Source organism: Ruegeria sp. CDSA141 (genome assembly GCF_059612005.1).
Genome location: NZ_JBXWPT010000001.1, coordinates 184,191 through 210,452, shown reverse-complemented (window position 1 = coordinate 210,452; position 26,262 = coordinate 184,191). Strand labels below are relative to the sequence as shown.

The window sequence follows — 26,262 nt, the reverse complement described above, 5'->3', positions numbered from 1 at the left end:
CCTCGCTCTGCGTTCCAAGTGCCCGCTTTCTACAGGCCAGATGAAACTTGGCAATTGCGGCTTAACCGAGCCGTTTGCGAATACGTCGGACCGCGTACCACACCCCGGCGACAACAGGGATCGTAACCGCCGCTGTCAGCATGCCTTTGCTGATGCCAGAGGCCGTCAACGGATACAAAAGGTAGCTGACCAGCGAAACCGCATAATAGCTGATGGCAACGACAGAAAGCCCCTCTACCGTGTGCTGCAAACGAAGTGCCAGATCGGCGCGACGGTCCATGCTTTCCAGCAACGCCTGGTTTTGCGCGCTGCGTTCAACATCCACCCTAGTCCGCAGCAGTTCACCAGCACGGATGGCCCGGTCCGACAAGGCCTGAAGGCGGCGTTCCGTAGATTTCACGGTGCGAATTGCGGGGTCATAGCGACGCATCATGAAATCGGCAAAATTCTGACCACCCTCGAAACGCTGTTCTCGCAACACTTCGATCCGCTGGTTGACGATAGCCTCATAAGCGCCCGTGGCGCCGAACCGGAAGGAGCACCGGGCCGACAAAGTTTCGAGTTCAATCGACGTTGACAGCAAATCCTGCAAAAGCACGTCAGGCTGAGCCGAGTTGTCGGTCATCTGCCCCATCAACCGGGTGAGTTGCCCGTCCAGTTCCCCGATACGCGGCATCAGCTGCTTGACGCGCGCAAAACCCAGCATCGACATCGCCTTATACGTTTCGATTTCGCATAGGCGCTGAATAATTCGCCCCGTCCGGCGCCGTCCGGTGCCCTCGGCCACGAACAAAGCAAAACGCATATGTCCTGCCGGATCGATACGAAAGTCACTGGCGCAAATGGCGGCATCGTCCAATACTCTGGCCACGGCCAGGCTTTCCGGCTCGAACCAATCCAGCAGTTTTGACTTCACCACATCGTCACTTTCGCGTTTAACGACGCGCACCATCGCTGACGTTACCCTTTGCCCCGGGCTGGCCATCAGCCAATCAGGCGGAAAGACTTCAAAGTCGGCCGGGTTGAAGGCGCGATCACTCACGTTCTGAGCGATCGCGGTGTAGGTCACGAATTCGGTATGCTGCTCCCACTTCAACCAGTGGCGACCAATCTGACCCGCGTAATGTGTTGCATCAGGTTGAGGATGCTGCGCGCCGTGGCGGTCCAGCAGGTCGATCAAGTGAGCCAAATCCTCACGACGATCACGAGCGACCGCAGCCTCTGGTTTCTTGATCGCCAGAAAGACCACCGTACAGGGCATTGACGCGACCGGGAACGGTCGAGCATGCAGTTCATTGGCCAGCGCATAGCGAAGGGGATGGTCATCTATCGGTGTCATTCAGGGCTCCGCCTCGTCACGCGCACTATACGACACATAAACGATACATCAATTATCTTTTTATTTCATATACTTACAAGGATACAATAGTATACAACACTGCTATCTCATTGATTTGGCTGCCACAGCTCGATGGGGTTGCCTTCGGGATCATGAATGCGGGCAAATTTTCCAACCTCGCTGTCCCAGTCCGGATTGGCTTCCACTGTAATTCCAGCTTGCTCAAGCTGCGCCGTCATCGCGGCCAGATCATCAATACGGAAATTGATCATCCACTGTTGATCGGCCCGACCGAAGTACTCGGTGTCTTCGGCGAATGGCGCAAAGACCGTATAGCCTTCACGCTGCTTCCAGGGCACGGGGTCATAGTAATTGACGCCCAGGTGCTTCTCATACCAGGCGCTCAACGCCTTTGGATCGCGGGCGCGAAAGAACACACCGCCAATGCCGTTCACCTTCTCCATCTTCGACCTCCTGCAATCCTCGGCTCCACCCCAGACTACCACACTCCGCCTGCTTCATCTGGCTGGAAATATCCCGGGGGTTTTGGGGGCAACGCCCCCATGCACACTCAAAAAGAAAAGGGCGCCCTAAGGCGCCCTTTGCACTCTGATCAAACCTGGCGATCATTCGATCATGGGCAGCAGCTTGTCCAAGCTGGCTTTTGCGTCGCCATAGAACATGCGGGTGTTCTCCTTGAAGAACAGCGGGTTTTCGATACCCGAATACCCGGTACCCTGACCACGCTTTGACACAAACACCTGCTTGGCCTTCCAGCATTCCAGAACCGGCATCCCGGCGATGGGGCTGTTGGGGTCTTCCTGCGCCGCAGGGTTCACGATGTCGTTCGAGCCGATGACGATGGCCACATCCGTGTCCGGGAAGTCATCGTTGATCTCATCCATTTCCAGAACAATGTCATACGGCACCTTCGCCTCGGCCAGCAATACGTTCATGTGGCCCGGCAAGCGGCCCGCAACGGGGTGAATAGCGAAACGAACATTCTTGCCCTTGGCACGCAGCTTGCGCACCAGCTCAGAAACCGACTGCTGCGCCTGCGCCACGGCCATGCCGTAACCGGGGATGATGATCACGCTGTCAGCGTCGTTCAGGGCCGCAGCCACACCGTCGGCCTCGATGGCGATCTGCTCGCCTTCAACGGCCATCTGCTCACCCTGCGGGCCGCCAAAGCCGCCCAGGATCACGCTGACAAAATGACGGTTCATCGCTTTACACATGATGTAGGACAAGATCGCACCTGACGAGCCCACGAGCGCACCGACCACGATCAGCAGGTCGTTGCCCAGCGAGAAGCCAATCGCCGCAGCCGCCCAGCCGGAATAGCTGTTCAGCATCGACACAACCACCGGCATGTCAGCACCACCGATGCCCATGATCAGGTGATAACCGATGAAGAGCGCCGCCAGCGTCATAAGGATCAACGGCAGCAGACCGCCCGAGGCAGTGTACCAGATCAGGCAGATCAGCGAGAGACCTGCCGCCGTCGCATTCAGCGCATGGCCTCCGGGCAGCTTGGTCGCTGCCGAGGTCACTTTACCTGCGAGCTTGCCATAGGCGACGACCGAACCGGTAAAGGTGATCGCACCGATAAAGATGCCCAGGAACAGTTCCACGTGCAGGATTGCCAGCTCAGCCGGGGTTTTCTTGGCGATCAGTTTGGCGAAAGCCCCCAGGTCAGACAGGTCCGCCTGGCTTGCACTGTCAGCAATGGCCATGACCTGCGCCACGTTGCCGATCTCAAAATGGGCGTTGAAGCCAACAAACACAGCCGCAAGACCAACCAGCGAGTGCATCGCGGCCACCAGCTGCGGCATTTCGGTCATCTGCACGCGTTTCGCGACATACTGGCCGATAAAGCCACCGCCCGCGATCAACAGCAACGACAGCAGCCACAGACCGGAACCGGGGCCGACCAGCGTGGCAAAAACCGCCAGCGCCATACCGACGATGCCATACCAGACCGCGCGCTTGGCGCTTTCCTGGTTCGACAGACCGCCGAGCGAAAGGATGAACAGGACAGCCGCAACGACATAAGCGGCAGTAGTGAAGCCATAATCCATGTGCCCGGCCTCCTTAAGATTTCTGGAACATGGCAAGCATGCGCCGGGTTACGAGGAAGCCGCCAAAGATGTTGATCCCGGCCATGAAGACAGACAGCGCCGCCAGCAGGATAACCAGGAACGACCCCGATCCGATCTGCATCAAGGCTCCAACGATAATGATCGACGAGATCGCGTTGGTGATCGCCATCAGCGGTGTGTGCAGTGAGTGCGAGACATTCCAGATCACCTGGAAGCCCACAAAGATTGCCAGCACAAAAACAATGAAGTGCTGCATGAAACTGGCCGGAGCAACCAGCCCCACCAGCAGCATCAGCGCACCGCCGACCCCCAGCAGGGTAAACTGCTGCTTGGTCTGTGCCTTGAAGGCCGCAACCTCCTGCGCCCTTTTCTCTTCCGGGGTCAGTTCCTTGACCTCGGGTTTCTTCTGCGCCGCGATCGCCTGCACCTTGGGCGGTGGTGGCGGGAAGGTGATCTCACCCTCATAGGTCACGGTCGAGCCTCGGATCACGTCATCTTCCATGTCGTGATTGATCTGACCGTCCTTCTCGGGTGTCAGATCGGTCATCATGTGACGGATGTTGGTCGCATAGAGCGTCGAGCTCTGCGCCGCCATCCGGCTGGGGAAGTCGGTATAGCCGATGATGGTCACGCCATTGTCGGTCACGATCTTCTCATCGGCCACGGTCAGCTTGCAGTTGCCGCCCTTTTCCGCCGCCAGATCAACAATGACCGAGCCCGGCTTCATCGCCTCGACCATATCCTTGGTCCAAAGCTCAGGCGCTTCGCGGTTGGGGATCAGCGCCGTGGTGATGACGATGTCCATCTCGGGCGCCAGTTCACGGAACTTGGCCAGCTGCGCCTCGCGGAATTCCTCGGACTGAACGCTGGCATAGCCACCGGTCGCCGCACCGTCCTGCTGGTCTTCCTCAAAGTCCAGATAGACGAACTCGGCCCCCATCGATTCGACCTGTTCGGCCACTTCCGGGCGCACGTCAAAGGCATAGGTGATCGCACCCAGCGAGGTCGACGTCCCGATCGCGGCCAGACCGGCCACACCGGCGCCAACAATCAGAACCTTGGCAGGCGGCACCTTACCGGCCGCCGTCACCTGACCGGTGAAGAAACGGCCAAAGTTGTTGCCCGCCTCGATCACCGCGCGGTAGCCCGCGATATTGGCCATCGACGACAATGCGTCCATCTTCTGCGCGCGTGAAATACGCGGCACCATTTCCATGGCGATTACATTCGCGCCCTTGGATTTGGCCAGTTCCATCCCCTCTTCGTTGCCCGCAGGGTTGAAGAAGGAAATCAGTGTCTTGCCCTTGGTCAGACGTTTCAGCTCGGTCTCGGTCGGGATCCGAACCTTGGCGATGATATCTGCGGTTTTCCACAGCGACGCTGCAGTCTTGACCACCTCTACGCCCGCAGCCTCATACGCCGCGTCCGAAAAACCGGCGGCAACACCCGCTCCTTTTTCGATCAGGCACTCATAGCCCAGTTTCTGAAGTTGCACGGCCGAGTCCGGTGTCATCGCGACCCGGTTCTCGCCGTCCAGTATTTCCTTTGGCGTGCCTATCTTCACTGGCAGTCCCCCTAATTCTTACTCTGTCTGAGCGGGTGATCGGTATTCTTTGTTAAGCAAAGATGTATCCTGCGCAACATTATTTCGCAAGCGCAGCATTTCTGACGTGATGTCATTGCAGAATTCACCCTAGACCCAGCGCCGTGTCTTGCGTTCATAACGCGCGAAGTCGGCGCGAAAGGTTCGACGCAGGCGATCTTCTTCCGGCAGGATGAACCGACGCTCCAACACCCAGGCGAAGACTGGTACAAGAACCAGGGATAATACGGCGTCAAAACGAAGAATAAGACCTGCAAGGATCAGAACATCGCCTGCATAGATCGGATTCCGACTGCGCTTGTAGATACCTGATTGCACCATAGACGACGGTGTTTCATGCGGAACGACAGTTGTCTTGTGGCGGCGGAATTCGACCACTGCCAAGACAGCCATCAGGAGGCCACCTCCGATCAACACCCCGCTCAGAAGATCCGTCAAACCGCCCTCAAGCGACAGGCCGAGTTTCAGATACTTGGCCTGCAACCAGGCAAGCGCAGCAAAAGCAATCAGCCAAACCGGCGGCACATCTATCCAGCGCATGCAGAGCCCTCATTGAGTGACGACAAGATCGAGCACATGTCGCATCTGAGCGATGTCCTACCGCTTTTGGGTCAAAATGGCAAAAGACCAGTATGTCGCATCGCATGGACTCACGTTTGAGGATCGACTACCTCAAAAGCAATCACCGACGTTCACACAAGTTAGCGAGCCTTCATGACTGATTTTGCAGCAACCAAAGCCATGTTCGACCTGCCCGAGGGTGTCATCTATCTGGATGGCAACTCTCTGGGCCCTCTGCCGAAATCGGCAGGCGCGCGAGTACAAAGGATGCTGACCGAAGAATGGGGCCAAATGCTGATCACCGGATGGAACAAGGCAGGTTGGATGGGCTTGCCCACCGGGCTTGGCGACCGGATTGGTCGTCTGATCGGAGCAGAGCCCGACAGCGTGGTGACCGGGGACACTTTGTCGATCAAGGTCTATCAGGCCCTGGCGTCGGCCCTTGAACTGAATCCGGATCGCAAAGTGGTTCTGTCGGATAACGGGAACTTTCCTTCGGACCTGTACATGGCGGATGGCCTGTTGCGGTCACTCGGCGACGACTACGAATTGCGGATTGTCGATCCCGAATCCGTAGCCGACGCGATCACCGAAGAGGTCGCCGTTCTTACGTTGACCGAGGTGGATTACCGCTCGGGCCGCATGCACGACATGAAGGCGCTGACCGAACTGGCACATGCCAACGGTGTAGTGACGGTCTGGGATCTGGCCCATTCCGCAGGGGCCATTCCCGTGGACCTTTCAGGGTGCAACGCCGATTTAGCGGTCGGGTGTACTTACAAGTACCTCAACGGAGGTCCCGGCGCACCGGCCTTCATCTATGTCGCACCCAGATTGGCAGACAACACACGCCCCGCCCTGTCCGGTTGGCTGGGGCACGAAGCGCCCTTTGCCTTCGATCTCGATTACCGCCCCGGCAACGGCATTGAGCGGATGCGGGTGGGAACGCCACCCATCATCCAGATGACGGCATTGTCGGCCGCCATGGACATCTGGGATATGGCGGACATGACCGACGTTCGCGCCAAATCGGTTGAACTGACCGAGCTTTTCATAGAACGCGTCGAGGCAACCTGCCCGGATCTGCAACTGGCCAGCCCCCGCAATCCAGAGCTGCGTGGCAGCCAGATCTCGTTCCGTTTCAAGGAAGGGTATGCCGCCATGCAGGCCCTGATCGCCCGCGGCGTGATCGGAGATTTTCGTTCACCCGACATAATGCGGTTCGGCTTTACACCTTTGTATATCGACGAAGGCGATGTCGAACGCGCCGTCGAGATTATCGCCGATATCATGCAGAACCGCCTGTGGGACACGCCCGAATACAAGATCCGTCAGCGCGTTACCTGACTTCGAGCCCGGCGCCGAAAAGGGCCGCAACCTGTGCGACCTGCTGCTCATAGATCTCGGCACCGGCGCCAATGAGCTTCAACCCCTTGAGCGTGGCAGTGATCGTCCGACCGGTCTCTGCCGCGTCAGCCAGCAGGCGAACCCGGCCCGCCTTTTCTTGTTGCGTCAGCCAGTCCGCATAGAGCGCGGCCAATTTCGCCTCACCCGCCGCTATGATTTCCGAAGACAGAGACTTTGTGTTGTCGAGTATCTCAAGCCCATGAGGAGAGGCCAGAATTTTTGCCATCCCTTCGGTCTGCGCCTGAACTGCACGGGTCAAAACCTCGGGCACCGACCCCTGCGTCGCCAGCGCTTCGGCCACCGCGACGCTCTTTTCGGCATAGTACAACTCAGTCAGCTTGCTGACGATCGCCTCTTTATTCTTGTAATGCAGATACACCGCCGGCCGAGACATCCCCGCGCCGCGCGCGATGTCGTCCATTGAGGTCTTTCGGTATCCGTAAGTGGAAAAGGCCTGAAACGCCGAATTTAGGATCGCCTGTTGCCGTGAGCCGTCACTGTTATCTTTCATGCCTGAAGATCTGACATTTTTTGCTCAATTTGTCAATTGACATCCTGACACTTTTATACAATTATGTCATAACCAGCCACAGCAACACGAGGTGCGCCATGGCGACGACCCTGAAGATCAACGGAAAGCAACATCAGGTGGACCTGCCTGATGACGTCCCCCTTCTTTGGGTTCTGCGGGATGAGGTCGGCCTGACCGGCACCAAGTTCGGCTGCGGCGTGGCCGCATGCGGGGCTTGCACCGTGCACATCGATGGCGAGGCCGTGCGCTCGTGCCAGGTGGCACTGTCGGATGTCTGGGGTGACGTGACCACGATCGAAGGGCTCGGCTCACCGGGCGCGCTGGCCACGATCCAACAGGCCTGGATCGAACATCAGGTCGCGCAGTGCGGATACTGCCAGTCGGGCCAGATCATACAGGCCGCTACATTGCTGGCGGAAAACCCGGACCCCTCTGACGCAGACATCGACGAAGCGATGCAGGGCAACCTGTGCCGCTGCGGCACCTATCCCCTTATCCGCGCAGCGATCCATGACGCGGCATCCAAGCTGAAGGAGGCGTAAGCAATGGCTTCCGTTGGAAAAATCCTCCGCCGTACGTTCCTGATCGGCTCTGCCGCGATAGTTGGCGGCGTGGCCTTTGGCACCTATTACGTTACCCGCCCCGCGGCCAACCCCTTGAAACCCGGCGAGGGCGAGGCGGCACTGAACCCGTTTGTGTTGATTGACCAGAACGGCGTCACCTTGTTCGCGCCCCGCGCGGAAATGGGTCAGGGCGTCCAAACCACATGGGCCGCGCTGATCGCCGAAGAACTGGATGTCGATCTGGATCAGATCACCGTTCTGCACGGTCCCGCTGCGGCGGCCTATTACAACTCGGCCCTTGTGGGCGAAGGGTTGCCAAACAAAGGGTACGATATCTCGAATTTCCAGCACAATCTGGGCGAGGCACTGGGCGTTCTGGGCAAAACGCTCAGCCTGCAAGTCACGGGTGGCTCGACCTCGATGAAAGATGGGTTTGACCGGATGCGGCAAGCCGGTGCTTCGGCTCGTGAAACACTGAAACGTGCTGCCGCAGACCGGCTGGGTGTCGACCCCTCGGATCTGAAAACGGCGTCAGGCCATGTCATTGCCCCCAACGGCGACAAGATTGCCTATTCAATGCTTGCCGAGGATGCCTCCGGGCTGGAGCCCGTTGAGGTGCCGTTGCGAGACCCGTCTGAATGGCGTTATCTGGGCCAAAGCCAACCGCGTCTCGACATGGTGGGCAAGGCGACGGGCACCGCTGAATTCGGCGTCGATGTTCGCCTGCCCGGCATGAAATTCGCCAGCGTCCGAATGAATCCCAAACTGGGCGGTGCAATGAATGGTTTTGACGACAGCGCCGCAAGATCCATGCCCGGGGTTGAGAAGGTTGTCGATCTGGGCACAGGCGTGGCCGTGATCGCAAGCAACACATGGTTGGCCAATCAGGCGGTTGAGGCCATTGACGTTGATTGGGGCGACGCGCCCTATCCGCCGGAAACCGAGGGCATCTTTGCCAGGATCGCCGAGGCGTTTGACGACGCACCGAACTCGACCATGCGCGACGACGGCGATGTCAGCGCAAGCCCGGAAAACGCGACGGAAATCACCGCCGAATATCGCGTGCCCTATCTGGCCCATGCAACGATGGAGCCGATGAACGCCACCGCGCTGTTTACCGGCGACGCTTTGGAACTGTGGTGCGGAAACCAGGCCCCGACCCTGATCCAGTTCCGCGTTGCCAACACCGCCGGTCTGGATACCGAAGCCGTCCAAATCCACACCACCTATCTGGGTGGCGGGTTCGGACGCCGCGGAGAATTGGATTTCGGCGAAATCGCCACCAAGGTTGCCATGGCCATGCCCGGCACGCCGGTTCAGACAACCTGGAGCCGCGAAGAAGACATGCGTCACGACTATTTCCGCCCCGGCGCCATCGCCCGGATGCGCGGCGCGGTTCAGGACGGCACGGCCGTTCTCATAGACGGGAAGGTCGCTGCGCAATCTCCGACCCAACAGGCGGTCGAGCGCTACACCGGGTTCCCCGGCGGCGGCCCCGACAAAGTGCTGGTCGAAGGTTTCTTCAACCAGCCCTACGCAGTACCGAATTACCGCATGAGCGGTCACATTGCTGATCTGGCTGTCCCCGTGGGCTTCTGGCGCTCGGTCGGCAACAGCCATAACGGCTTTTTTCATGAGACATTCATGGATGAGATGGCTCACGCCGCAGGCCGCGATCCGCTGGAGTTCCGGCTGGATCTGATGAAGAACGAACACGCGCCGTCGGCGGGATGTTTGGAAGCCGTGAAGGAGATGTCAGGCTGGGCCGGCCAGACGACCGAAGGCGTCGGCCGCGGCGTGGCCTTCACATATAGCTTCGGCACCCCGGTGGCTCAGGTCATCGAAGTGGTCGACGAAGACGGCACCATCCGCATCAGCAAGGCCTGGATTGCCTGCGACATGGGGCTGGCGCTGGACCCGGAAAACGTCAAGGCGCAGATGTTCGGCGGTATGATGTACGGCCTGTCTGCCGCATGTTTCGGCGAGATCACCTTTGCGGAAGGCGAAGTCGAGCAATTCAACTTCCCCGACTATGACGCGATGCGAATGCACACTGCCCCGCAGGTCGAGGTGCGCGTACTGGAAACCAATCGGCATATGGGCGGCGCGGGCGAACCCGGAACACCGCCTTCGATGCCGGCGCTCGGAAATGCGCTTTTCGACCTGACGGGCAAGCGCGCACGCTCGCTTCCGCTGATCAATCAGTTCAACCTGCTGGTCTGATCGTTTTGGCGCCGCCTCTTGACTTGAGGCGGCGCCCCCCTTTTTCGCCCCTTGAGGTTCAGAAGCTGACAGAAAGAAAAACGGACGCTTCGGTCGTATCCAAATCATCTTCGAACAAACTCAGATATCCCAGTGTCGCCTCGACATAAACGGCCTCACTCGCGCGCCCGCGCACCCCTAAGCGCGTGGCCCAAGTCAAGTCGGTCTGGGATCCAGCGCCTATTCCAACATTGTCCCGGTCGAACCAGTATGTCGCGCTCAGCGTCGCAAAAGGAGACACGATCGATCGCGAAGTGACAAATGGCCTGCTGATTTCCAACTCAGGGGTTAAGGCGCTGTAAGTCGCTGAAGCAACTTCGCCAATTATGTTGACCGGAACACCTGCCACAGTGCCGCTCAGATCATAGTCTTCTGCGCTGTAGTTATAATAGTCAAAGGCAATCGACGGACGTAACAGGAAATTCCCGGCCTCGTACTGACCGATCGCCTCCAGATTGGCTCGCCACCGGGTCCGGTCGAAATCGCCACTTAAGCCCAGCACGTTCACATCCGTCGAAAACTCGCCGACGGTCGCCAGTCCATTCAGCACCCACCTCTCGGACATGCGCCAGGCAAAATAGGGGCCCGCAGCAAGCCCTTTAGTGTCTTGTCTGAATTGACCCTGAAACCCTTCGACATCAAGGTTTTCATATTCAACCTGAAATCCAACGACCAAGTCCGGCCTGACAAGCCTGTCAAACCCTGCCGCAAAATAGTTGTCATTTATGTCGACTTCTCCGACCCCGCGCGTGTCTTCGATTTCGGTATAGGTGAAATCTGTCCATACATTCCATGTGGACGGCAGCGCGAGATCTCGGCCTTCGGTCAAAGGAGGGCCCACAATAGGAGCAGTAACAGAGGGATCACATAAAGCCGCGTCAAGTTTACCCGTCGCTGCGTCAACACACTCAACACCGACAGCGTATACCCCGTCAGCAGCACTTTGTGGTCGAGTACGAGGTACAGCGGCCGCAGTTCCACCTCCAGCAAAACCACCACCAGAGCCACCGGAACCGCCACCGGAACCGCCACCGGAGCCACCTGAACTGCCACCGCCGCCAAAGCCGCCGCCGGAGCCACCGGAACCGCCACCGCCGCCAAAGCCGCCGCCAGAGCCACCTGAACCGCCTCCACCGCCAAAGCCGCCGCCAGAGCCACCTGAGCCGCCTCCACCGCCAAAGCCGCCGCCAGAGCCACCTGAACCGCCTCCACCGCCAAAGCCGCCGCCAGAGCCACCTGAACCGCCACCGGAGCCGCCTCCGCCGCCACCTCCACCGGGCAAGCTCCAGTTTCTCTGTTGGTTTTGCGTATCGATCAGGCAATCCTTGCCATTTGGTGCTCCACCGATTTCGAACAATCGGTGCACTCCACCATTTCCGTTTGAGACAAAGGGTGAAAAGCTTAGATGAACGCCTCTGCGAGACTTGTTCCAAGTGTCCACCGTTGTGTTGCCTTGCGCGGCTTCCAAACGAAAACCGCCTTGCTCAGTCGCGGACAACCAAACGGAGGATGCTGAATCACGCGTGCGTCCGATGTAAAGCAACTCACCTAAAGAACCGCACTGCTGCGCCATCACTTCAGCTGCAAAACTGGAAGTTGCAAAAAATGTCGCTGCCAGAAACCTAACTGAACGCAGTCGCCTTTGGGTTGACCTTTGCATATCTCAATCTCGCACCGTTTCGTGGCTTTGGGGGCAAGCATTCAGACCTGCTGGCGGATAAACAAGGGTATTGGGTTCGTCTCATAAACAAATATTCGAATGTTGCGATTCAGAGACGGGGAATCGAGGGCAGCCCGCAGGCGCCGGTCAAGCAGATTGCCTTAGCCTTGCAGAACGATTGCTACAATTCCAGTTTCTAACCGCATCGCCGAAGGCTTCGAACAGGGGGCGCGAGACCGGATCATTGATCGCGTCCCATTCCGGGTGCCATTGAACCGACAAGGTAAAGCCGGGCGCATCCTTGATGTAAATCGCCTCGGGCGTCCCGTCCGGTGCATGGCCATCAATGACCACGCGCTGCCCAATCGTTTTGATGCCCTGACCGTGCAAGGTGTTGGTCATGACCTCGGCTGCGCCGAACAGTTTGTGAAAAACGCCTCCGTTTTCCAGTGTCACAACATGACGCAGAGCAAACTTTTCCTCCAGGGTTCCATCGGGCGGCATCCGGTGGTTCATCCGCCCCGGCAGATCGCGTATCTCGGGATAAAGCGTTCCGCCCATGGCAACGTTGACTTCCTGAAACCCCCGGCAGATGCCCAAAAACGGCGTACCCCTTTCAACGCAAGCGCGAACCAGCGGCAGAGTTATGGCGTCTCGTGCCCGGTCGAATTCGCCGTGTGCATCGGTTGCAGGTTCACCGTATTCTTCCGGATGCACGTTCGGGCGACCGCCAGTCAGCAGAAAGCCGTCGCAGACCTCCAGCAACTCATCGACCGACACGTAACGCGGATCTGCCGGTATCAGCAGCGGCAGACATCCTGACACGTTGGCCACGGCATCCGAGTTCATCGTTCCCCCAGCATGTGTGGGGTATTGGTCGTTCATGAGATACGAGTTGCCGATGATACCGACGACAGGCCGAGACATTCCGCTTTCCCTGCTGTTGTTATGACTGTCAAGGAAGCTAGCGGCAGCAGTTTTAACGTGCAAGAATACACGCCCTGCATGAAAGCGCAGGGACGTGTTCGAACACGCACTATATGTCCTGATCTTTCCTGATTAATCGGAATTATTTCCCGAAAATAAGCAAAAAGAAGGAATATATCCACACTTCAACTGGAAAGACGCATAAATACAACGCTCTTGTTAAATCTCGCCGATCAGGCCGGCTGCCTCAATTCCCACCATTGCGGCCAGCGCATCATTGTCAGATGTGTCGCCGGTAACCCCCACGGCGCCGATCACGGCCCCCTTGCGATCACGCAGCAGAACTCCGCCCGGAACCGGCACGACCTGACCACCATAGACGCCATTCACAGCGGCCATGAAATAGGCCTGTGCTTCGGCGCGCTGCATCTGCGCGGTGCCCGCCATTCCCAGCATGACCGACCCATAGGCCTTGCCCTGCGCAATCCCGAAACGGCCCGGTGCAGCACCATCCTCGCGCTCAAACGCAATAACGTGCCCACCGGCATCCAGCACTACGACAGAGAGCGGCTTCAACTCCATCTCGTGGCCCTTTTCCAGAGTTTTGCGGATAATGGTGCGGGCTTTGCGTAGGGAAATTGACATCTGATGGTCCTCTTGTCGGATTGGAGTTCGAAAAAGCCCTCAAACGACCCGCCTGAGAGCCTTGATTGGGATTATCTTTGGCTGGCTTTCAACTCCAGCCGGCGCGCATGCAGGACCGGCTCGGTATAGCCCGAGGGCTGAACCCGACCCTTGAACACCAGATCGCATGCCGCCTGAAAGGCGATGCCGTCAAATCCCGGAGCCATCGGGGTGTAACCCGGATCGTTTTCGTTCTGGCGATCCACAACGGCGGCCATCTTCTGCAGAGCAGCCATTACCTGGGCTTCATCCACGATGCTGTGATGCAGCCAGTTGGCCAGCGCCTGCGACGAAATCCGGCAGGTCGCGCGGTCTTCCATCAGGCCGACATCGTTGATGTCAGGGACCTTGGAACAGCCCACGCCCTGATCGACCCAACGCACGACATAGCCCAGAATACCCTGCGCATTGTTTTCAAGTTCACGCGTGATTTCTTCGTCACTCAGGTTGCGTCCAGCCAGCAAAGGGATGGTCAAGAGATCCTTCAACGTGCCACGCGCACCCCCTGCCGCCAGCTCGTCCTGACGGGCCAGCACATCGACCTTGTGGTAATGCGTTGCATGCAGGATCGCGGCCGTGGGCGACGGCACCCAGGCACATGTCGCTCCGGCCATCGGGTGGCCGATCTTGGCCTCAAGCATATCGCCCATGCGATCCGGCATGGCCCACATACCCTTGCCGATCTGCGCCCTGCCCTTCAAACCACAGGCCAGACCAATATCGACATTGCGATCTTCGTAGGCCGCAATCCATGGCGTATTCTTGATGTCGCCCTTGGGCAGCATCGGACCCGCCTCCATCGAGGTATGTATTTCATCGCCGGTCCGGTCCAGAAAACCCGTGTTGATAAAGGCAACCCGTGATTTTGCAGCGCGAATGCACTCTTTGAGGTTGACCGAGGTGCGGCGTTCCTCATCCATGATGCCCAGTTTCACGGTATTGCGCGGCAGGCCCAGAATGTCTTCGACCATGTCGAATATCTCGACCGAGAGCGCGACTTCCTCGGGCCCGTGCATCTTGGGCTTCACCACATAGACAGAACCTTCGACAGAATTGCCCCCGTCTTGCTTCAGGTCGTGCATGGCGATCAGGGTGGTACACAGTGCATCCATCAAACCTTCGCCGATCTCGCGCCCTTCTGCGTCAAGCACGGCCGGGTTGGTCATCAAGTGACCAACGTTGCGCACAAGCATCAAGGACCGGCCTTTCAGCCTGGCCTGATCACCCGACGGAGTGGTAAAGCTCAGGTCCTCTGCCAGTTTCCGAGTGAACGTGGTGCCGCCCTTGGTGACCTCTTCGGTCAGGTCGCCATTCATGAGGCCCAGCCAGTTGCCATAGGCCACAACCTTTTCGGCAGCATCGACGCAGGCGACTGAGTCTTCACAATCCATGATAGTGGACAGCGCGGATTCCAACCGGACATCTGCAATGCCTGCGGGGTCGGTCGCGCCTATGTTGCTTGTGGGGTCGATCATGATCTGGATGTGCAGACCGTTGTTTTTCAGAAGCACGAAGTCGGGCTCGTCCGCCGAACCACCAAACCCGGCAAATTGGGCGGGATCGCCCAGCGCAGGGGTCAACACACCGTCGGTGACACCCAATTCGGTGACATCTGCCCATGATCCCGACGCCACAGGCACAGCATCATCCAGAAACGCCTTGGCCCATGCGACCACCCGCGCGCCGCGCGCCGCATCATAGCCACCGCTTGCCGGCAAATCACCCATTGCATCCGTTCCGTAAAGCGCATCATACAGGCTGCCCCAGCGCGCGTTGGCCGCGTTCAGGGCAAAGCGTGCGTTGGTAATCGGCACAACCAGTTGCGGACCTGGGGTCAGGGCGATCTCGGGGTCGACATTGGCCGTTTCAATCTGGAACTCGTCGCCTTCTTCAACCAGATACCCGATCTCTTCCAGGAAAGCCGCATATTCAGCGGCATTGGTGTTCTGCCCCTTTCGGGACATATGCCACCCATCGATGCGGCTTTGGATCTCGGTCCGTTTGGCCAGCAACTCACGGTTTCTCGGTCCCAGTTCGCTCACCATCCGCGCCATGCCAGCCCAGAACTTCTGCGAAGAGACGCCCGTGCCCGGCAGCGCCTGCGTCTCGATGAACTCAGCCAAAACCGGATCGATCTGCAGTCCGCTCAGGGTCTGTCTGTCCGTCATTTTCCTGCTCTCCTGCGATTGTGCGCCGTTGTATGCATCGTGACTTAGGCGGAAAGTTTCCGATAGGCAACTTTCATCCCGTCATTTGGGGCATTCGCTTCAGCTTGAAGCTGTTTCAAAAACCACAAGGCAATGGCGGGGGCCGGTTGCAGCGCCCGAACGAAGCCCCTAACGTCGCGCAAGTCCCGAACAGACACGAGGCCCAAGATGCGCGACGCTGCCCCCACCACGATCTACCTGAAAGACTACACACCGTTTGGCTACCTGGTGGACAGCGTGCACCTGACCTTTGATCTGGCCGCGCACGCCACGCGCGTCACCTCGCGCATTGCGTTCCGGCCCAATCCCGACGCCACTGACCGCACATTCTTTCTGCACGGGGAAGAACTGAACTTGATCCACGCCGCCATTGACGGTGCCGACGTCGAGCCAGACGTGACCGACAAAGGACTAACCGCGGATGTCCCCGACGCGCCGTTCCTGTGGGAATCCGAGGTGGAAATCGACCCCGGCAACAACACCGCGCTGGAGGGTCTGTACATGTCGAACGGGATGTACTGCACACAGTGTGAGGCGGAAGGTTTCCGGAAGATAACTTTTTATCCTGACCGGCCGGACGTGATGTCCACGTTCACCGTGCGCATTAATGGTGACTTGCCGGTTTTGCTGTCGAACGGCAACCCGTCGGGCAAGGATGAAGGCTGGGCCGAATGGGTCGATCCATGGCCCAAACCTGCCTATCTGTTCGCGCTGGTCGCCGGTGACCTGATCGCACATCCCGGTCAGTTCACCACCAATTCGGGCCGAAACGTTGAGCTGAACCTCTGGGTTCGCCCGGGTGACGAGGGCAAGTGCGCCTTTGGCATGGAGGCTCTGAAAAGATCGATGAAATGGGACGAAGACGTCTATGGCCGCGAATACGATCTGGACGTGTTCAACATCGTCGCCGTCGATGACTTCAACATGGGCGCGATGGAGAACAAGGGGCTGAACATCTTCAACTCGTCCGCCGTTCTCGCCAGTCCCGAAACTTCGACCGACGCCAATTTCGAACGAATCGAGGCGATCATCGCGCATGAGTATTTCCACAACTGGACCGGCAACCGCATCACCTGCCGCGACTGGTTCCAGCTGTGCCTCAAGGAAGGTCTGACAGTATTCCGGGATGCGCAATTTACCTCCGACATGCGCTCGGCCCCGGTGAAACGCATCCACGATGCCATAGACCTGCGTGCCCGGCAGTTCCCCGAGGACAACGGTCCGTTGTCGCATCCTGTGCGCCCAGAAAGCTTTCAGGAGATCAACAACTTCTACACCGCTACCGTCTATGAGAAGGGTGCCGAGGTCATCGGCATGCTGAAACGGTTGGTCGGGGATGCGGCCTATGCCAAGGCGCTAGACCTCTATTTTGAACGCCATGACGGTCAGGCCTGCACGATCGAGGATTGGCTGAAGGTTTTCGAAGACACCACCGGGCGTGATCTGACACAATTCAAACGTTGGTACAGCCAGTCGGGCACTCCGCGCGTCAGGGTCGAGGAAGACTGGGCCGACGGCACGTATACTCTCACGCTGAAACAGCGAACCGACCCCACGCCGGGACAGGATGAGAAACTGCCGCAGGTCATCCCCGTCGCAATTGGCTTGCTTGGACCCAACGGCGATGAGGTTCACGCGACCGAAGTGCTGGAACTTGCACAGGCCGAACAGAGCTTTGAGTTCACCGGCCTAACGGCGAAACCCACGCCCTCGATCCTGCGCGATTTCTCGGCACCTGTTATCCTGGAGCATGACCAGTCGAACGCGGAGCGAGCGTTTCTTCTGGCGCATGACACGGACCCGTTCAACCGATGGCAGGCTGGACGAGATCTGGCACAGGACACCCTGATGCGGATGATCCTGGAGGATGCGGCACCGGATACCGATTACCTTGACGGAGTGTTGGCCGTGCTGCGCAATGACGAACTTGACCCGGCCTATCGTGCGTTGATGCTGGGATTGCCGACACAGTCGGAATTGGCAGCAGCCCTGCATGACCGCGGTCAAACGCCCGACCCTATGGCGATCTGGGCCGCGGTGGAAACGCTGCGACAGGCAACTGCCCAGAACGTACAGGATTTGCTGCCCCGCCTGGATAGTGAGGCTTTGGTGGACGGTCCCTACAGCCCAGACGCCGAACAGTCCGGCAAACGGGCACTTGGCAGCGCCGCGCTGGCACTGACCTCTCGTCTGGACGGCGGGGCGATGGCGGCTGAGGCGTATGACAAGGCAGACAACATGACATTGCAACTGACTGCATTGTCTTGCCTTCTTCGCGCCCGCAAAGGTGAGGCTCAGTTGGCTGCCTTCCACGACCAGTGGCGGCACGACCGACTGGTGATGGACAAGTGGTTTGGCTTGCAGATCGCAATGGCGGCACCAGAGGCGGCAGCCACAACAGCCGCGACTCTGACCAGGAATTCAGATTTCAACTGGAAAAACCCGAACAGGTTCCGCGCCGTCATGGGCGCCCTGGCGATGAACCACGCAGGGTTCCACCAGCCGGATGGTGCCGGGTATGCCCTGCTGGCAGATTGGCTGATCCGTCTGGACCCGGTGAACCCACAGACCACTGCTCGAATGTGCTCTGCGTTCCAGACCTGGAAACGGTATGATGAAGATCGTCAGGCCCTGATGCGTGCGCAGCTTTCCCGCATTGCGGAAACACCGAACCTGTCGCGGGACACAACCGAAATGGTGTCCCGCATCCTCGGCGCATGACGCCTTACAGCTTCGCCCGTAGCAACCGGAACTTAAAAACGCTGGCCATCCTGGCCAGTGTTTACGTGGCGTTGCTGGCATTGGTTGTCCTGTTTGACACGGCCTGGTGGATCGCCGGGCTGCTTTCGTTGGCCACCTTGCCCGCACTTTGGGACTTGGTTCAGAACACCGGCGCGGGCATGCACGTGGATCAGGATGCAATAAGCTGGTTCACGGGAAATCGACAGGGAGAGATCGCATTGCGCGACATCGACCATTTCCGCTTTGACACCCGTTGGGATTTCTCCGTTCGTGTGTCGATTGTTCTGCATTGCGGTAAACGAATCCGTCTGCCGGATGAGTCGCGTCCGGCGCATCGGGATTTGGAAACCCTTCTAAACCAAGCCGGAATTCGCGTAGAACGGCATCATTTCACCGTTTTCTGAAACACTGGACCTTTGAAGGGTGAATTGGACACTAAAAAGGAAAACTATTCGGCAATATACTTGATTTGAACCCGATATCCCGCCAGACTTCGGTGTCAGTTATCAGTTTTTTCAGTTTTGAGTTTCGCCATGTTTCGGTCGCTAAGGGCACTGTTCGCCCCATCCACAGCCAGTCCTACAAATACTTCAGCAGACCTGTGCGCGACAAAATCCGCGCTGGCGGCAGCCTTGCCCGAGCAGGGCCAGCTCAATATTCCTGTCGCAAAAACCGGTAGCGACGATCTGATCGGACATTCCACAATCGAACATGGCCGTTACCTGACCCGGCAGGACCGCTGGACGGAATTGTCGGAAAAGATGCGCGTGGCTGATCAGGATCGCGCCGCTGTTTCAGATGGTATGCCGGTTGCCGATCTGTTGGCGTTCGGCGCCAGATCTGACGTGGTCCTGGCTGCTGAACATGCGCTTTCGGATGGCAAGGCCATCTCGGATTACGACCTGTTGGGCGGCATCTCGGAACTTGAAGGCGAGATGGCGGACAACCCCGATGATCCAATGATCGCCACCGTCGTAGCCCTTGCCCATATCGATCTGGCATGGGCTTGGCGCGGCACGGCCTCGGACACGACGCTGCCACCCTTGCACCGGTCACGCTGCGCCGCTCATTTTGACCGCGCCGCAGCGATCCTGCCTAAGTGCAGGAAAAACGCCCCCGACAGCCCCCTGATTGCAGCGGCCCGGTGTGCATTACTGGCTGGTCAACGCAAATCCAACGCGCGGGTGTCTGACGAATATGAACGCCTGATCACTCTGGATCCACACAATCAGCGCCACATGCGCGCTATGGGCAGCCACCTTCTGCCCCGCTGGTTCGGCAGTTACGAAGAGCTGGAGCTGCAAGCCTTGCGCACGGCCGCCAGAACACAGGATATCTGGGGCGCGGGTGGATACACATGGGTTCAGTTTGACGCCATCGCACTGGACGACGAGGCCTGTGCCCGCGTTGATATAGAGTATTTTCTTGAAGGTCTGCGCGATATCGTGCGCCTGCGGCCCGATCAGCAGATGATTAACATGCTATCATCTTACTGTGCGATCACCGTCCAGAACGGCCAGGGTCTGAACGATCAGGCTGACCTTGTCCGGTCTCAGATGCGCGACACGGCAAATTGGCTAATCCGAGATCATCTGACAGAATTGCACCCCTTGATCTGGGCGCACGCGGCCAACGGGTTCAACAACTCTGTCCGCATCAACTCACCCGAACGATTTGCTGCGCGCGGTCAGCGCGATGCCTTGCGCGCGATCTCGGATCTGTTTCGGGAAGAACTGCGCAGCGGTATGGATGTGACATTTACACCATCGGGTCTGCAGTTTTCCCAGAACTGAACACGACAGGATTCCCCCTTGCCCCTAGGCCCTGCCGGGCCTAATACGCAGGCTTAGACTTCTGCGGAAATGAGGCGCGCCATGCTCGATCTGACATACGAAATGCCCAAACCCAAAACCATTGCCGGGGCCAAGCACGATTGGGAACTGGTAATCGGGATGGAGGTGCATGCTCAGGTCTCATCCAATGCCAAACTGTTTTCGGGTGCATCCACCCAATTCGGGGCCGAACCGAATTCAAACGTGGCCTTTGTGGACGCGGCGATGCCGGGGATGCTGCCGGTGATCAACGAATACTGCGTGGAACAGGCGGTGCGCACCGGGCTGGGCCTGAAGGCGAATATCAACCTGAAATCAGCCTTTGACCGCAAGAACTACTTCTACCCCGACCTGCCGCAAGGATATCAGATCTCACAGCTTTATCATCCGATTGTGGGTGAAGGCGAAGTGCTGGTCGAGATGGGGGACGGCACCGCACGAATGGTGCGGATCGAGCGTATCCACATGGAACAGGATGCGGGCAAATCGATACACGACATGGACCCGCATATGTCTTTCGTCGACCTGAACCGGACGGGCGTTTGCCTGATGGAGATCGTTTCGCGTCCCGATATTCGCGGCCCCGAAGAGGCCGCTGCCTATATCGCCAAGCTGCGCCAGATCATGCGGTATCTGGGCACCTGCGACGGGAACATGCAAAACGGCAACCTGCGCGCCGACGTGAACGTCTCGATCTGTCTGCCCGGTGCGTATGAGAAGTATCAGGAAACACAGGACTTTTCGCATCTCGGCACACGTTGCGAGATCAAGAACATGAATTCGATGCGCTTTATCCAGCAGGCGATCGAGGTCGAAGCCCGCCGACAGATCGCCATCGTCGAAGGAGGAGGCACCGTCGAGCAGGAAACGCGTCTGTATGACCCGGACAAGGGCGAAACCCGTTCCATGCGGTCAAAGGAAGAAGCGCATGATTACCGTTACTTCCCCGACCCTGACTTGCTGCCGCTGGAGATCGAACAGACTTGGGTTGATGATATCGCCGCCAAACTGCCGGAATTGCCCGACGACAAAAAGGCGCGCTTCATCAGCGAATATGGCCTGACCGATTACGATGCTTCGGTTCTGACCGCCGAGGTGGAATCCGCCGCCTATTTTGAAGAGGTCGCAAAGGGCCGCAATGGCAAACTGGCTGCGAACTGGGTCATCAACGAACTGTTCGGTCGGCTGAAGAAAGAAGACCACGACATCACCGATTCACCCGTGTCACCAGCACAATTGGGGGGGATTATCGACCTGATCTCGTCGGATGCGATCTCGGGCAAGATTGCCAAGGATCTGTTCGAAATCGTTTACACAGAAGGCGGTGATCCGGCGCAGATCGTTGAAGATCGTGGCATGAAACAGGTGACCGACACCGGTGCCATCGAAGCCACTTTGGACGAGATCATCGCCGCCAACCCGGCACAGGTCGAGAAGGCCAAGGTGAACCCGAAGCTTGCGGGCTGGTTCGTGGGCCAGGTCATGAAAGCGACCGGCGGCAAGGCCAACCCGAAAGCCGTCAACGAACTGGTCAGCAAGAAGCTGGGGTCGTAAACCTTTCATTTTGTAAAAGCCTGCCAGCAATCTTTGGCGGGTTTGTGCAATGGAAAACATCGCGATTTCTTGTGTTTTGAGGTCAAGCCTTCGGCTTGACTTCCCCCTGTTTGCGCTCTTTCTTCCGTTCCAGAGAGGTGCGCCATTATGCAAGACAGATTTGATCAGGAACTTGAAGACCGGCTGGTGCGTTATGCCGCCATCGACAGTCAAAGTGACGAGACATCCCCATCGACACCGAGCACTGAGATCCAGTTCAACATGCTGAACCTGTTGCGCGATGAACTGACCGGGATCGGCGCGCAGGATGTGAAGATGACAGGCGACAGTGTGGTTGTCGCGACCATTCCCGGAACAGCACCGGGTCCGACCGTGGGTTTTCTGGCTCATGTCGATACGGCTCCTCAGTTCAACGCGACCGGCGTCAAGCCGCGGGTGATCAAGGGGTATAACGGTGGCGATATCACCTTCCCCGACAACCCGGACCTGGTTCTTTCCCCGGACGAAAACCCCTATCTGGCCGAAAAGATCGGCCATGACCTGATCACCGCATCGGGCACGACTCTGCTGGGTGCGGATGACAAGGCCGGTGTATCGATTCTGATGACCATGGCACGGCACTTGATCGAAAATCAGGACATCCCACATGGTCCGATCCGCATCGCGTTTACTCCGGATGAAGAGATCGGCCGGGGTGTCACGGAGCAATTGCCCAAGGATCTGGGAGTGGATTTTGCCTATACGCTGGACGGGCAGCAAGCGGGTGAGATCGAGTACGAAAGTTTCTCGGCCGACCGCGCCGTGATCAGGATCGAGGGCGTTTCGATCCATCCCGGGCTAGCCAAGGAAAAGATGGTGAATGCCACGCATCTGGCGGCGAAGATCGTGCAGACATTGCCTCAGGCCACCATGACGCCCGAAACCACAGACGGGCGCGAAGGCTTCATCCATGTCACTGACATGAACGGCGGATCATCCGAGATGGAGATCAAGCTGATCCTGCGTGATTTCGAGATGGACGGGCTGGAGGCGCAACGGGACATCGTGCGTCAGGTCTGCGCCGCCGTGCAGGCCACGGAACCGCGCGCATCCATCACCTGCGACATCAGCCACCAGTACCGCAACATGCGTTATTGGCTGGAAAACGACATGACCCCGGTCGAGCTGGCGCGGGATGCGTGTCGCGAGTTGGGGATTGAACCGCTTTCCGTACCGATCAGGGGCGGCACGGACGGATCGCGCCTGACCGAATTCGGCACCCCCTGCCCCAACATCTTCACCGGGATGCAATGCGTCCACGGCCCGTTGGAGTGGATTTCAGTGCAGGACATGGCGCTGGCGACGGAACTGTGCCTGTCGGTTGTGGCCAAGGCAGCACAGGCTGAAGCGAATGGTCCGTGCTGAATTCCGCCAGATGGGCAACGGCCCTTTCACCCGGGGGGCAGCGTGTTAAGTTGGCGCGGAAACGCATTTAGGAACAGTAGATGAAGCGCTACGAATACAAGGTCATCCCCGCCCCGCAAAAAGGTGTCAAAGCCAAAGGCGTGAAGACGGCTGAGGGCCGCTTTGCCGTCTCGGTCGAGCAACTGCTGAATCAGATGGGTCAGGATGGGTGGGAATACCAGCGGGCCGAACTGCTGCCCAGCGAGGAACGCTCGGGTCTGACCGGATCGACCACGAACTGGCGCAATGTGCTGGTTTTTCGCCGCGTGGTGGAAGAAGAAGTCGATGCCTCGTGGGTCGGTGCAGTACCTGAGATGGATGACACCCCACTGGCCCAGCCGATCCCGGGCCCCGACGAGGTGCAGGCGCCGAAACCAATTGCAGCAGAGGCGGACGAGCCTCCTTTGTCGTTGAAGCGGTCTGATGACGCACCTGATGCAAGCGGCACGTCGAAAACATAGTCTTGGGGACTGGTACGGCCGCCGGACCGAATGCAATCGGCCTGTGGCCTTGTGCAGAACGTCCGTTTTTGCCCTGACGTTCGTCAAGTCGATCCGGGTACGGCCCGTGTCTTCATAACCATATTGGCAAGCAATAAGGGCTATACCCTCAGGGAATCTGTGGCATGTTAGCCGGATATTCTGGAGGGACATCGAAATGGCTATTCGGCAGACACAAGGGCAGGCACGCCTGTATGACAGCATTCTCGACACGGTCGGTGACACGCCGTGCATTCGGGTCAACCGGATCGCGCCAGAGCATGTGACCGTCTATGTAAAGTTCGAGGCCTTCAACCCGGCAGGCTCGGTCAAGGACAGGCTGGCGTTGAATATCATCGAGGCAGCAGAACGGGACGGGCGGCTGAAACCCGGACAAACCGTTGTCGAAGCGACCTCTGGCAACACCGGGATCGGGCTGGCCATGGTATGCGCGGCCAAGGGATACCCTCTGGTCGTGACGATGGCCGAGAGCTTCTCGGTCGAGCGGCGAAAGCTGATGCGGTTCCTGGGCGCGAAGGTTGTTCTGACGCCAAAGGCGCAAAAAGGGTTCGGCATGTATACCAAAGCCAAGGAACTGGCCGAGGAAAACGGATGGTTCCTTGCCAGCCAGTTTGAAACTTCTGCCAATGCCGATATTCACGAAAACACGACGGCGCGGGAAATTCTTGCCGATTTCGAAGGGCAACGACTGGATTATTGGGTGACGGGCTATGGGACCGGCGGCACCGTTTCGGGTGTTTCACGTATATTGCGGAAAGAGCGTCCCGAAACAAAAATCATACTGACCGAACCGGCCAACGCAGCCATCGTGTCATCGGGTTACGTCAACACCCGAAACGATGATCACCAGCCGACCGAAAGCCATCCCAGTTTCGAACCCCATCCGATTCAAGGCTGGACACCGGATTTCATCCCGTGGGTCCTGCAGGAAGCCATCGACAATTCCTACTATGATGAGCTGATCCCCATTCCCGGGCCAGAAGGGATAGAATGGTCTCGCCGGCTTGCCTCGGAGGAAGGGATTTTCACAGGGGTTTCAGGCGGGTCAACCTTTGCGGTGGCCATGAAGTTGGCGGAATCCGCGCCGGAAGGGTCCGTTATGCTGGTCATGCTGCCGGACACCGGCGAGCGTTACTTGTCGACCCCGCTATTCGAGGGAATCGAAGAGGGCATGACGGAGGAAGAATATTCCATCTCGGCATCGACGCCGTCCGCACAGATGAAGGCGGACTGACACGCAAAGATCATCAGTCACCAATATCCAGAGCCAGCGCGTGGATGCGCGGCACGATGTCGCCCAGCGCCTTGTGTACGGCACGGTGGCGGGCGACGCGGGATTTACCTTCAAATGCGCTGGCACGGATGCGGACGTTGAAGTGACTTTCGCCGCCTTCCTGATAGCCCGCATGGCCCCTGTGGCTTTCGCTGTCGTCGATCACTTCAAGCTCGCGCGGATCAAAGGCGGCTTGCAGGCGGGTTCGGATTTCGTCTGTCACACTCATTTTTTCGCTCAGCGGCAAAAATATTGCCGCACCCCTCTTCTACTTTCGGCTGCTTAGATTAAACTGCTGCCTCCGAGTCGAAAAGACGCGTTCTTGAGGATTAGAGCATGGCGAAATCAGACCCCTTCGGATTCGATATGTCCGTTTCCAGCGCCAAGAAGAAGAATCCGCGGGGTCGTCGAGGCATGTCAGGTGCGTCCGAAACCTCTGTCCGGGTGTGTGATCACGAGGGATGTGAAGAGCCGGGTAAGTTCCGCGCGCCGAAGGCACCTGATGTCCTGGATGATTTCTTTTGGTTCTGTCAACAGCACGTGCGGGAGTATAACCAGAAATGGAACTTCTTTGACGGCACCACCGAGGCCGAGTTGAACGCGCAGCGATCAAAAGACAAAGTGTGGGAGCGCGAGACCAAGCCGATGGGCGACCCCGAAGCGCGCGCCTGGGCCCGTTTGGGGATCGAGGATCCGCATCAGGTGCTCGGCGCCAACAGCACGCAGAACAAGGGCCGCAACACGGGTGGCGGACGCCGCCTGCCGCCGACCGAACGCCGTGCGATCGAGATTCTCGAGGCAAATGACGGCTGGACCAAGGCTGAAGTCCGCAAGGCATACAAGAAACTGATCAAAGTGCTGCACCCGGACATGAACGGTGGCGACCGCTCGCAGGAAGAACAATTGCAAGAGGTCGTCTGGGCCTGGGATCAGATCAAGGACAGCCGGAACTTCAAGTAACGGTCACAGCTTTCCCTGCTTTACCTCCGCGACACGCTCAACCTGAATGGTTGGGTGCCGCGGACGACACAACCTGAAAAAAACTGCGCAATTTCTGTAAGGAACCCTGTT

Annotated in this window: 22 protein-coding genes; 11 read left to right on the top strand and 11 right to left on the bottom strand. The window is 58.4% G+C overall.

The window, feature by feature from the left end:
* Positions 1-61: 61 nt before the first annotated feature.
* The 5 genes from AC2FLP_RS01040 to AC2FLP_RS01020 all read right to left on the bottom strand — a co-directional run bounded on the left by AC2FLP_RS01040 (position 62) and on the right by AC2FLP_RS01020 (position 5,584).
* Positions 62-1,339 (bottom strand): DUF3422 family protein, encoded by a 1,278-nt coding sequence (locus tag AC2FLP_RS01040; RefSeq protein WP_299894655.1) that lies wholly within the window; start codon positions 1,337-1,339, stop codon positions 62-64.
* 107 nt (positions 1,340-1,446) lie between these two features.
* Entirely contained in the window at positions 1,447-1,803 is a 357-nt protein-coding gene (locus tag AC2FLP_RS01035; RefSeq protein WP_496681316.1) for a VOC family protein, read from the bottom strand.
* Between the two features lie 162 nt (positions 1,804-1,965).
* Positions 1,966-3,420, bottom strand: coding sequence for an NAD(P)(+) transhydrogenase (Re/Si-specific) subunit beta (locus tag AC2FLP_RS01030; protein ID WP_496681319.1), 1,455 nt, complete (start codon positions 3,418-3,420; stop codon positions 1,966-1,968).
* Between the two features lie 13 nt (positions 3,421-3,433).
* Complete coding sequence (locus tag AC2FLP_RS01025; RefSeq protein ID WP_299894664.1) at positions 3,434-5,005, bottom strand: Re/Si-specific NAD(P)(+) transhydrogenase subunit alpha; 1,572 nt, start codon at positions 5,003-5,005, stop codon at positions 3,434-3,436.
* Positions 5,006-5,134: 129 nt separating this feature from the next.
* The gene (locus AC2FLP_RS01020; protein WP_299894667.1) at positions 5,135-5,584 is read right to left on the bottom strand and encodes a methyltransferase family protein; all 450 of its coding nucleotides are present in this window, start codon (positions 5,582-5,584) and stop codon (positions 5,135-5,137) included.
* A gap of 174 nt (positions 5,585-5,758) precedes the next feature.
* On the opposite strand from AC2FLP_RS01020, the gene kynU reads away from it, so the two are divergent.
* Positions 5,759-6,952, top strand: a complete 1,194-nt coding sequence (gene kynU, locus AC2FLP_RS01015; protein ID WP_496681323.1) for a kynureninase — start codon at positions 5,759-5,761, stop codon at positions 6,950-6,952.
* Here kynU and AC2FLP_RS01010 read toward each other — a convergent pair.
* Positions 6,945-7,523, bottom strand: a complete 579-nt coding sequence (locus AC2FLP_RS01010) for a TetR/AcrR family transcriptional regulator (protein WP_496681326.1) — start codon at positions 7,521-7,523, stop codon at positions 6,945-6,947. The two genes, kynU and AC2FLP_RS01010, sit on opposite strands and share 8 nt — an antisense overlap.
* Positions 7,524-7,621: 98 nt before the next feature.
* On the opposite strand from AC2FLP_RS01010, the gene AC2FLP_RS01005 reads away from it, so the two are divergent.
* Entirely contained in the window at positions 7,622-8,086 is a 465-nt protein-coding gene (locus AC2FLP_RS01005) for a (2Fe-2S)-binding protein (RefSeq protein ID WP_299894676.1), read from the top strand.
* Positions 8,087-8,089: 3 nt separating this feature from the next.
* The gene (locus AC2FLP_RS01000; protein WP_496681328.1) at positions 8,090-10,330 is read left to right on the top strand and encodes a xanthine dehydrogenase family protein molybdopterin-binding subunit; all 2,241 of its coding nucleotides are present in this window, start codon (positions 8,090-8,092) and stop codon (positions 10,328-10,330) included.
* A gap of 58 nt (positions 10,331-10,388) precedes the next feature.
* Here AC2FLP_RS01000 and AC2FLP_RS00995 read toward each other — a convergent pair whose 3' ends face one another.
* From AC2FLP_RS00995 to AC2FLP_RS00980, 4 genes are all read right to left on the bottom strand, one after another.
* Positions 10,389-11,735, bottom strand: a complete 1,347-nt coding sequence (locus AC2FLP_RS00995; protein WP_496681330.1) for an autotransporter outer membrane beta-barrel domain-containing protein — start codon at positions 11,733-11,735, stop codon at positions 10,389-10,391.
* Between the two features lie 441 nt (positions 11,736-12,176).
* The gene (locus tag AC2FLP_RS00990; protein ID WP_117868362.1) at positions 12,177-12,956 is read right to left on the bottom strand and encodes a gamma-glutamyl-gamma-aminobutyrate hydrolase family protein; all 780 of its coding nucleotides are present in this window, start codon (positions 12,954-12,956) and stop codon (positions 12,177-12,179) included.
* A 219-nt stretch (positions 12,957-13,175) separates the two neighbouring features.
* A complete protein-coding gene (locus tag AC2FLP_RS00985; protein ID WP_299894687.1) occupies positions 13,176-13,601 on the bottom strand; it encodes a GlcG/HbpS family heme-binding protein in 426 nt (141 codons plus the stop codon).
* Positions 13,602-13,672: 71 nt separating this feature from the next.
* Positions 13,673-15,808, bottom strand: a complete 2,136-nt coding sequence (locus AC2FLP_RS00980) for a malate synthase G (RefSeq protein ID WP_496681333.1) — start codon at positions 15,806-15,808, stop codon at positions 13,673-13,675.
* Between the two features lie 207 nt (positions 15,809-16,015).
* On the opposite strand from AC2FLP_RS00980, the gene pepN reads away from it, so the two are divergent.
* The 7 genes from pepN (at position 16,016) to AC2FLP_RS00945 (ending at position 25,152) form a co-directional block, all read left to right on the top strand.
* Positions 16,016-18,568: an aminopeptidase N gene (gene pepN, locus AC2FLP_RS00975; RefSeq protein WP_496675679.1), complete on the top strand. Its 2,553-nt coding sequence runs from the start codon at positions 16,016-16,018 to the stop codon at positions 18,566-18,568.
* Positions 18,565-18,993: a hypothetical protein gene (locus tag AC2FLP_RS00970; protein WP_496681336.1), complete on the top strand. Its 429-nt coding sequence runs from the start codon at positions 18,565-18,567 to the stop codon at positions 18,991-18,993. The genes pepN and AC2FLP_RS00970 overlap by 4 nt, the downstream gene beginning before the upstream one ends.
* A 129-nt stretch (positions 18,994-19,122) precedes the next feature.
* Positions 19,123-20,382: a hypothetical protein gene (locus tag AC2FLP_RS00965; protein WP_496681338.1), complete on the top strand. Its 1,260-nt coding sequence runs from the start codon at positions 19,123-19,125 to the stop codon at positions 20,380-20,382.
* An 81-nt stretch (positions 20,383-20,463) separates the two neighbouring features.
* Entirely contained in the window at positions 20,464-21,975 is a 1,512-nt protein-coding gene (gene gatB / locus AC2FLP_RS00960) for an Asp-tRNA(Asn)/Glu-tRNA(Gln) amidotransferase subunit GatB (RefSeq protein ID WP_117868357.1), read from the top strand.
* Positions 21,976-22,122: 147 nt separating this feature from the next.
* Positions 22,123-23,379 (top strand): peptidase T, encoded by a 1,257-nt coding sequence (gene pepT, locus AC2FLP_RS00955; protein ID WP_299894702.1) that lies wholly within the window; start codon positions 22,123-22,125, stop codon positions 23,377-23,379.
* 80 nt (positions 23,380-23,459) lie between these two features.
* Entirely contained in the window at positions 23,460-23,879 is a 420-nt protein-coding gene (locus AC2FLP_RS00950) for a DUF4177 domain-containing protein (RefSeq protein WP_299894704.1), read from the top strand.
* A 196-nt stretch (positions 23,880-24,075) separates the two neighbouring features.
* Positions 24,076-25,152 (top strand): PLP-dependent cysteine synthase family protein, encoded by a 1,077-nt coding sequence (locus AC2FLP_RS00945; protein WP_496681341.1) that lies wholly within the window; start codon positions 24,076-24,078, stop codon positions 25,150-25,152.
* A 13-nt stretch (positions 25,153-25,165) separates the two neighbouring features.
* Here AC2FLP_RS00945 and AC2FLP_RS00940 read toward each other — a convergent pair whose 3' ends face one another.
* Entirely contained in the window at positions 25,166-25,420 is a 255-nt protein-coding gene (locus AC2FLP_RS00940) for a BolA family protein (RefSeq protein ID WP_117868353.1), read from the bottom strand.
* 107 nt (positions 25,421-25,527) lie between these two features.
* Between AC2FLP_RS00940 and AC2FLP_RS00935 the strand changes: the two genes are divergently transcribed.
* Positions 25,528-26,151: a J domain-containing protein gene (locus AC2FLP_RS00935; RefSeq protein ID WP_117868352.1), complete on the top strand. Its 624-nt coding sequence runs from the start codon at positions 25,528-25,530 to the stop codon at positions 26,149-26,151.
* Positions 26,152-26,262 lie beyond the last annotated feature (111 nt).

What these genes read in the sequence shown, in the direction of transcription:
- AC2FLP_RS01040 (WP_299894655.1), bottom strand. Translation starts at nt 1,339, where the DNA reads ATGACACCGATAGATGACCATCCCCTTCGCTATGCGCTGGCCAATGAA.
- AC2FLP_RS01035 (WP_496681316.1), bottom strand. Translation starts at nt 1,803, where the DNA reads ATGGAGAAGGTGAACGGCATTGGCGGTGTGTTCTTTCGCGCCCGCGAT.
- AC2FLP_RS01030 (WP_496681319.1), bottom strand. Translation starts at nt 3,420, where the DNA reads ATGGATTATGGCTTCACTACTGCCGCTTATGTCGTTGCGGCTGTCCTG.
- AC2FLP_RS01020 (WP_299894667.1), bottom strand. Translation starts at nt 5,584, where the DNA reads ATGCGCTGGATAGATGTGCCGCCGGTTTGGCTGATTGCTTTTGCTGCG.
- kynU (WP_496681323.1), top strand. Translation starts at nt 5,759, where the DNA reads ATGACTGATTTTGCAGCAACCAAAGCCATGTTCGACCTGCCCGAGGGT.
- AC2FLP_RS01010 (WP_496681326.1), bottom strand. Translation starts at nt 7,523, where the DNA reads ATGAAAGATAACAGTGACGGCTCACGGCAACAGGCGATCCTAAATTCG.
- AC2FLP_RS01005 (WP_299894676.1), top strand. Translation starts at nt 7,622, where the DNA reads ATGGCGACGACCCTGAAGATCAACGGAAAGCAACATCAGGTGGACCTG.
- AC2FLP_RS01000 (WP_496681328.1), top strand. Translation starts at nt 8,090, where the DNA reads ATGGCTTCCGTTGGAAAAATCCTCCGCCGTACGTTCCTGATCGGCTCT.
- AC2FLP_RS00990 (WP_117868362.1), bottom strand. Translation starts at nt 12,956, where the DNA reads ATGTCTCGGCCTGTCGTCGGTATCATCGGCAACTCGTATCTCATGAAC.
- AC2FLP_RS00985 (WP_299894687.1), bottom strand. Translation starts at nt 13,601, where the DNA reads ATGTCAATTTCCCTACGCAAAGCCCGCACCATTATCCGCAAAACTCTG.
- AC2FLP_RS00980 (WP_496681333.1), bottom strand. Translation starts at nt 15,808, where the DNA reads ATGACGGACAGACAGACCCTGAGCGGACTGCAGATCGATCCGGTTTTG.
- pepN (WP_496675679.1), top strand. Translation starts at nt 16,016, where the DNA reads ATGCGCGACGCTGCCCCCACCACGATCTACCTGAAAGACTACACACCG.
- AC2FLP_RS00970 (WP_496681336.1), top strand. Translation starts at nt 18,565, where the DNA reads ATGACGCCTTACAGCTTCGCCCGTAGCAACCGGAACTTAAAAACGCTG.
- AC2FLP_RS00965 (WP_496681338.1), top strand. Translation starts at nt 19,123, where the DNA reads ATGTTTCGGTCGCTAAGGGCACTGTTCGCCCCATCCACAGCCAGTCCT.
- gatB (WP_117868357.1), top strand. Translation starts at nt 20,464, where the DNA reads ATGCTCGATCTGACATACGAAATGCCCAAACCCAAAACCATTGCCGGG.
- pepT (WP_299894702.1), top strand. Translation starts at nt 22,123, where the DNA reads ATGCAAGACAGATTTGATCAGGAACTTGAAGACCGGCTGGTGCGTTAT.
- AC2FLP_RS00950 (WP_299894704.1), top strand. Translation starts at nt 23,460, where the DNA reads ATGAAGCGCTACGAATACAAGGTCATCCCCGCCCCGCAAAAAGGTGTC.
- AC2FLP_RS00945 (WP_496681341.1), top strand. Translation starts at nt 24,076, where the DNA reads ATGGCTATTCGGCAGACACAAGGGCAGGCACGCCTGTATGACAGCATT.
- AC2FLP_RS00940 (WP_117868353.1), bottom strand. Translation starts at nt 25,420, where the DNA reads ATGAGTGTGACAGACGAAATCCGAACCCGCCTGCAAGCCGCCTTTGAT.
- AC2FLP_RS00935 (WP_117868352.1), top strand. Translation starts at nt 25,528, where the DNA reads ATGGCGAAATCAGACCCCTTCGGATTCGATATGTCCGTTTCCAGCGCC.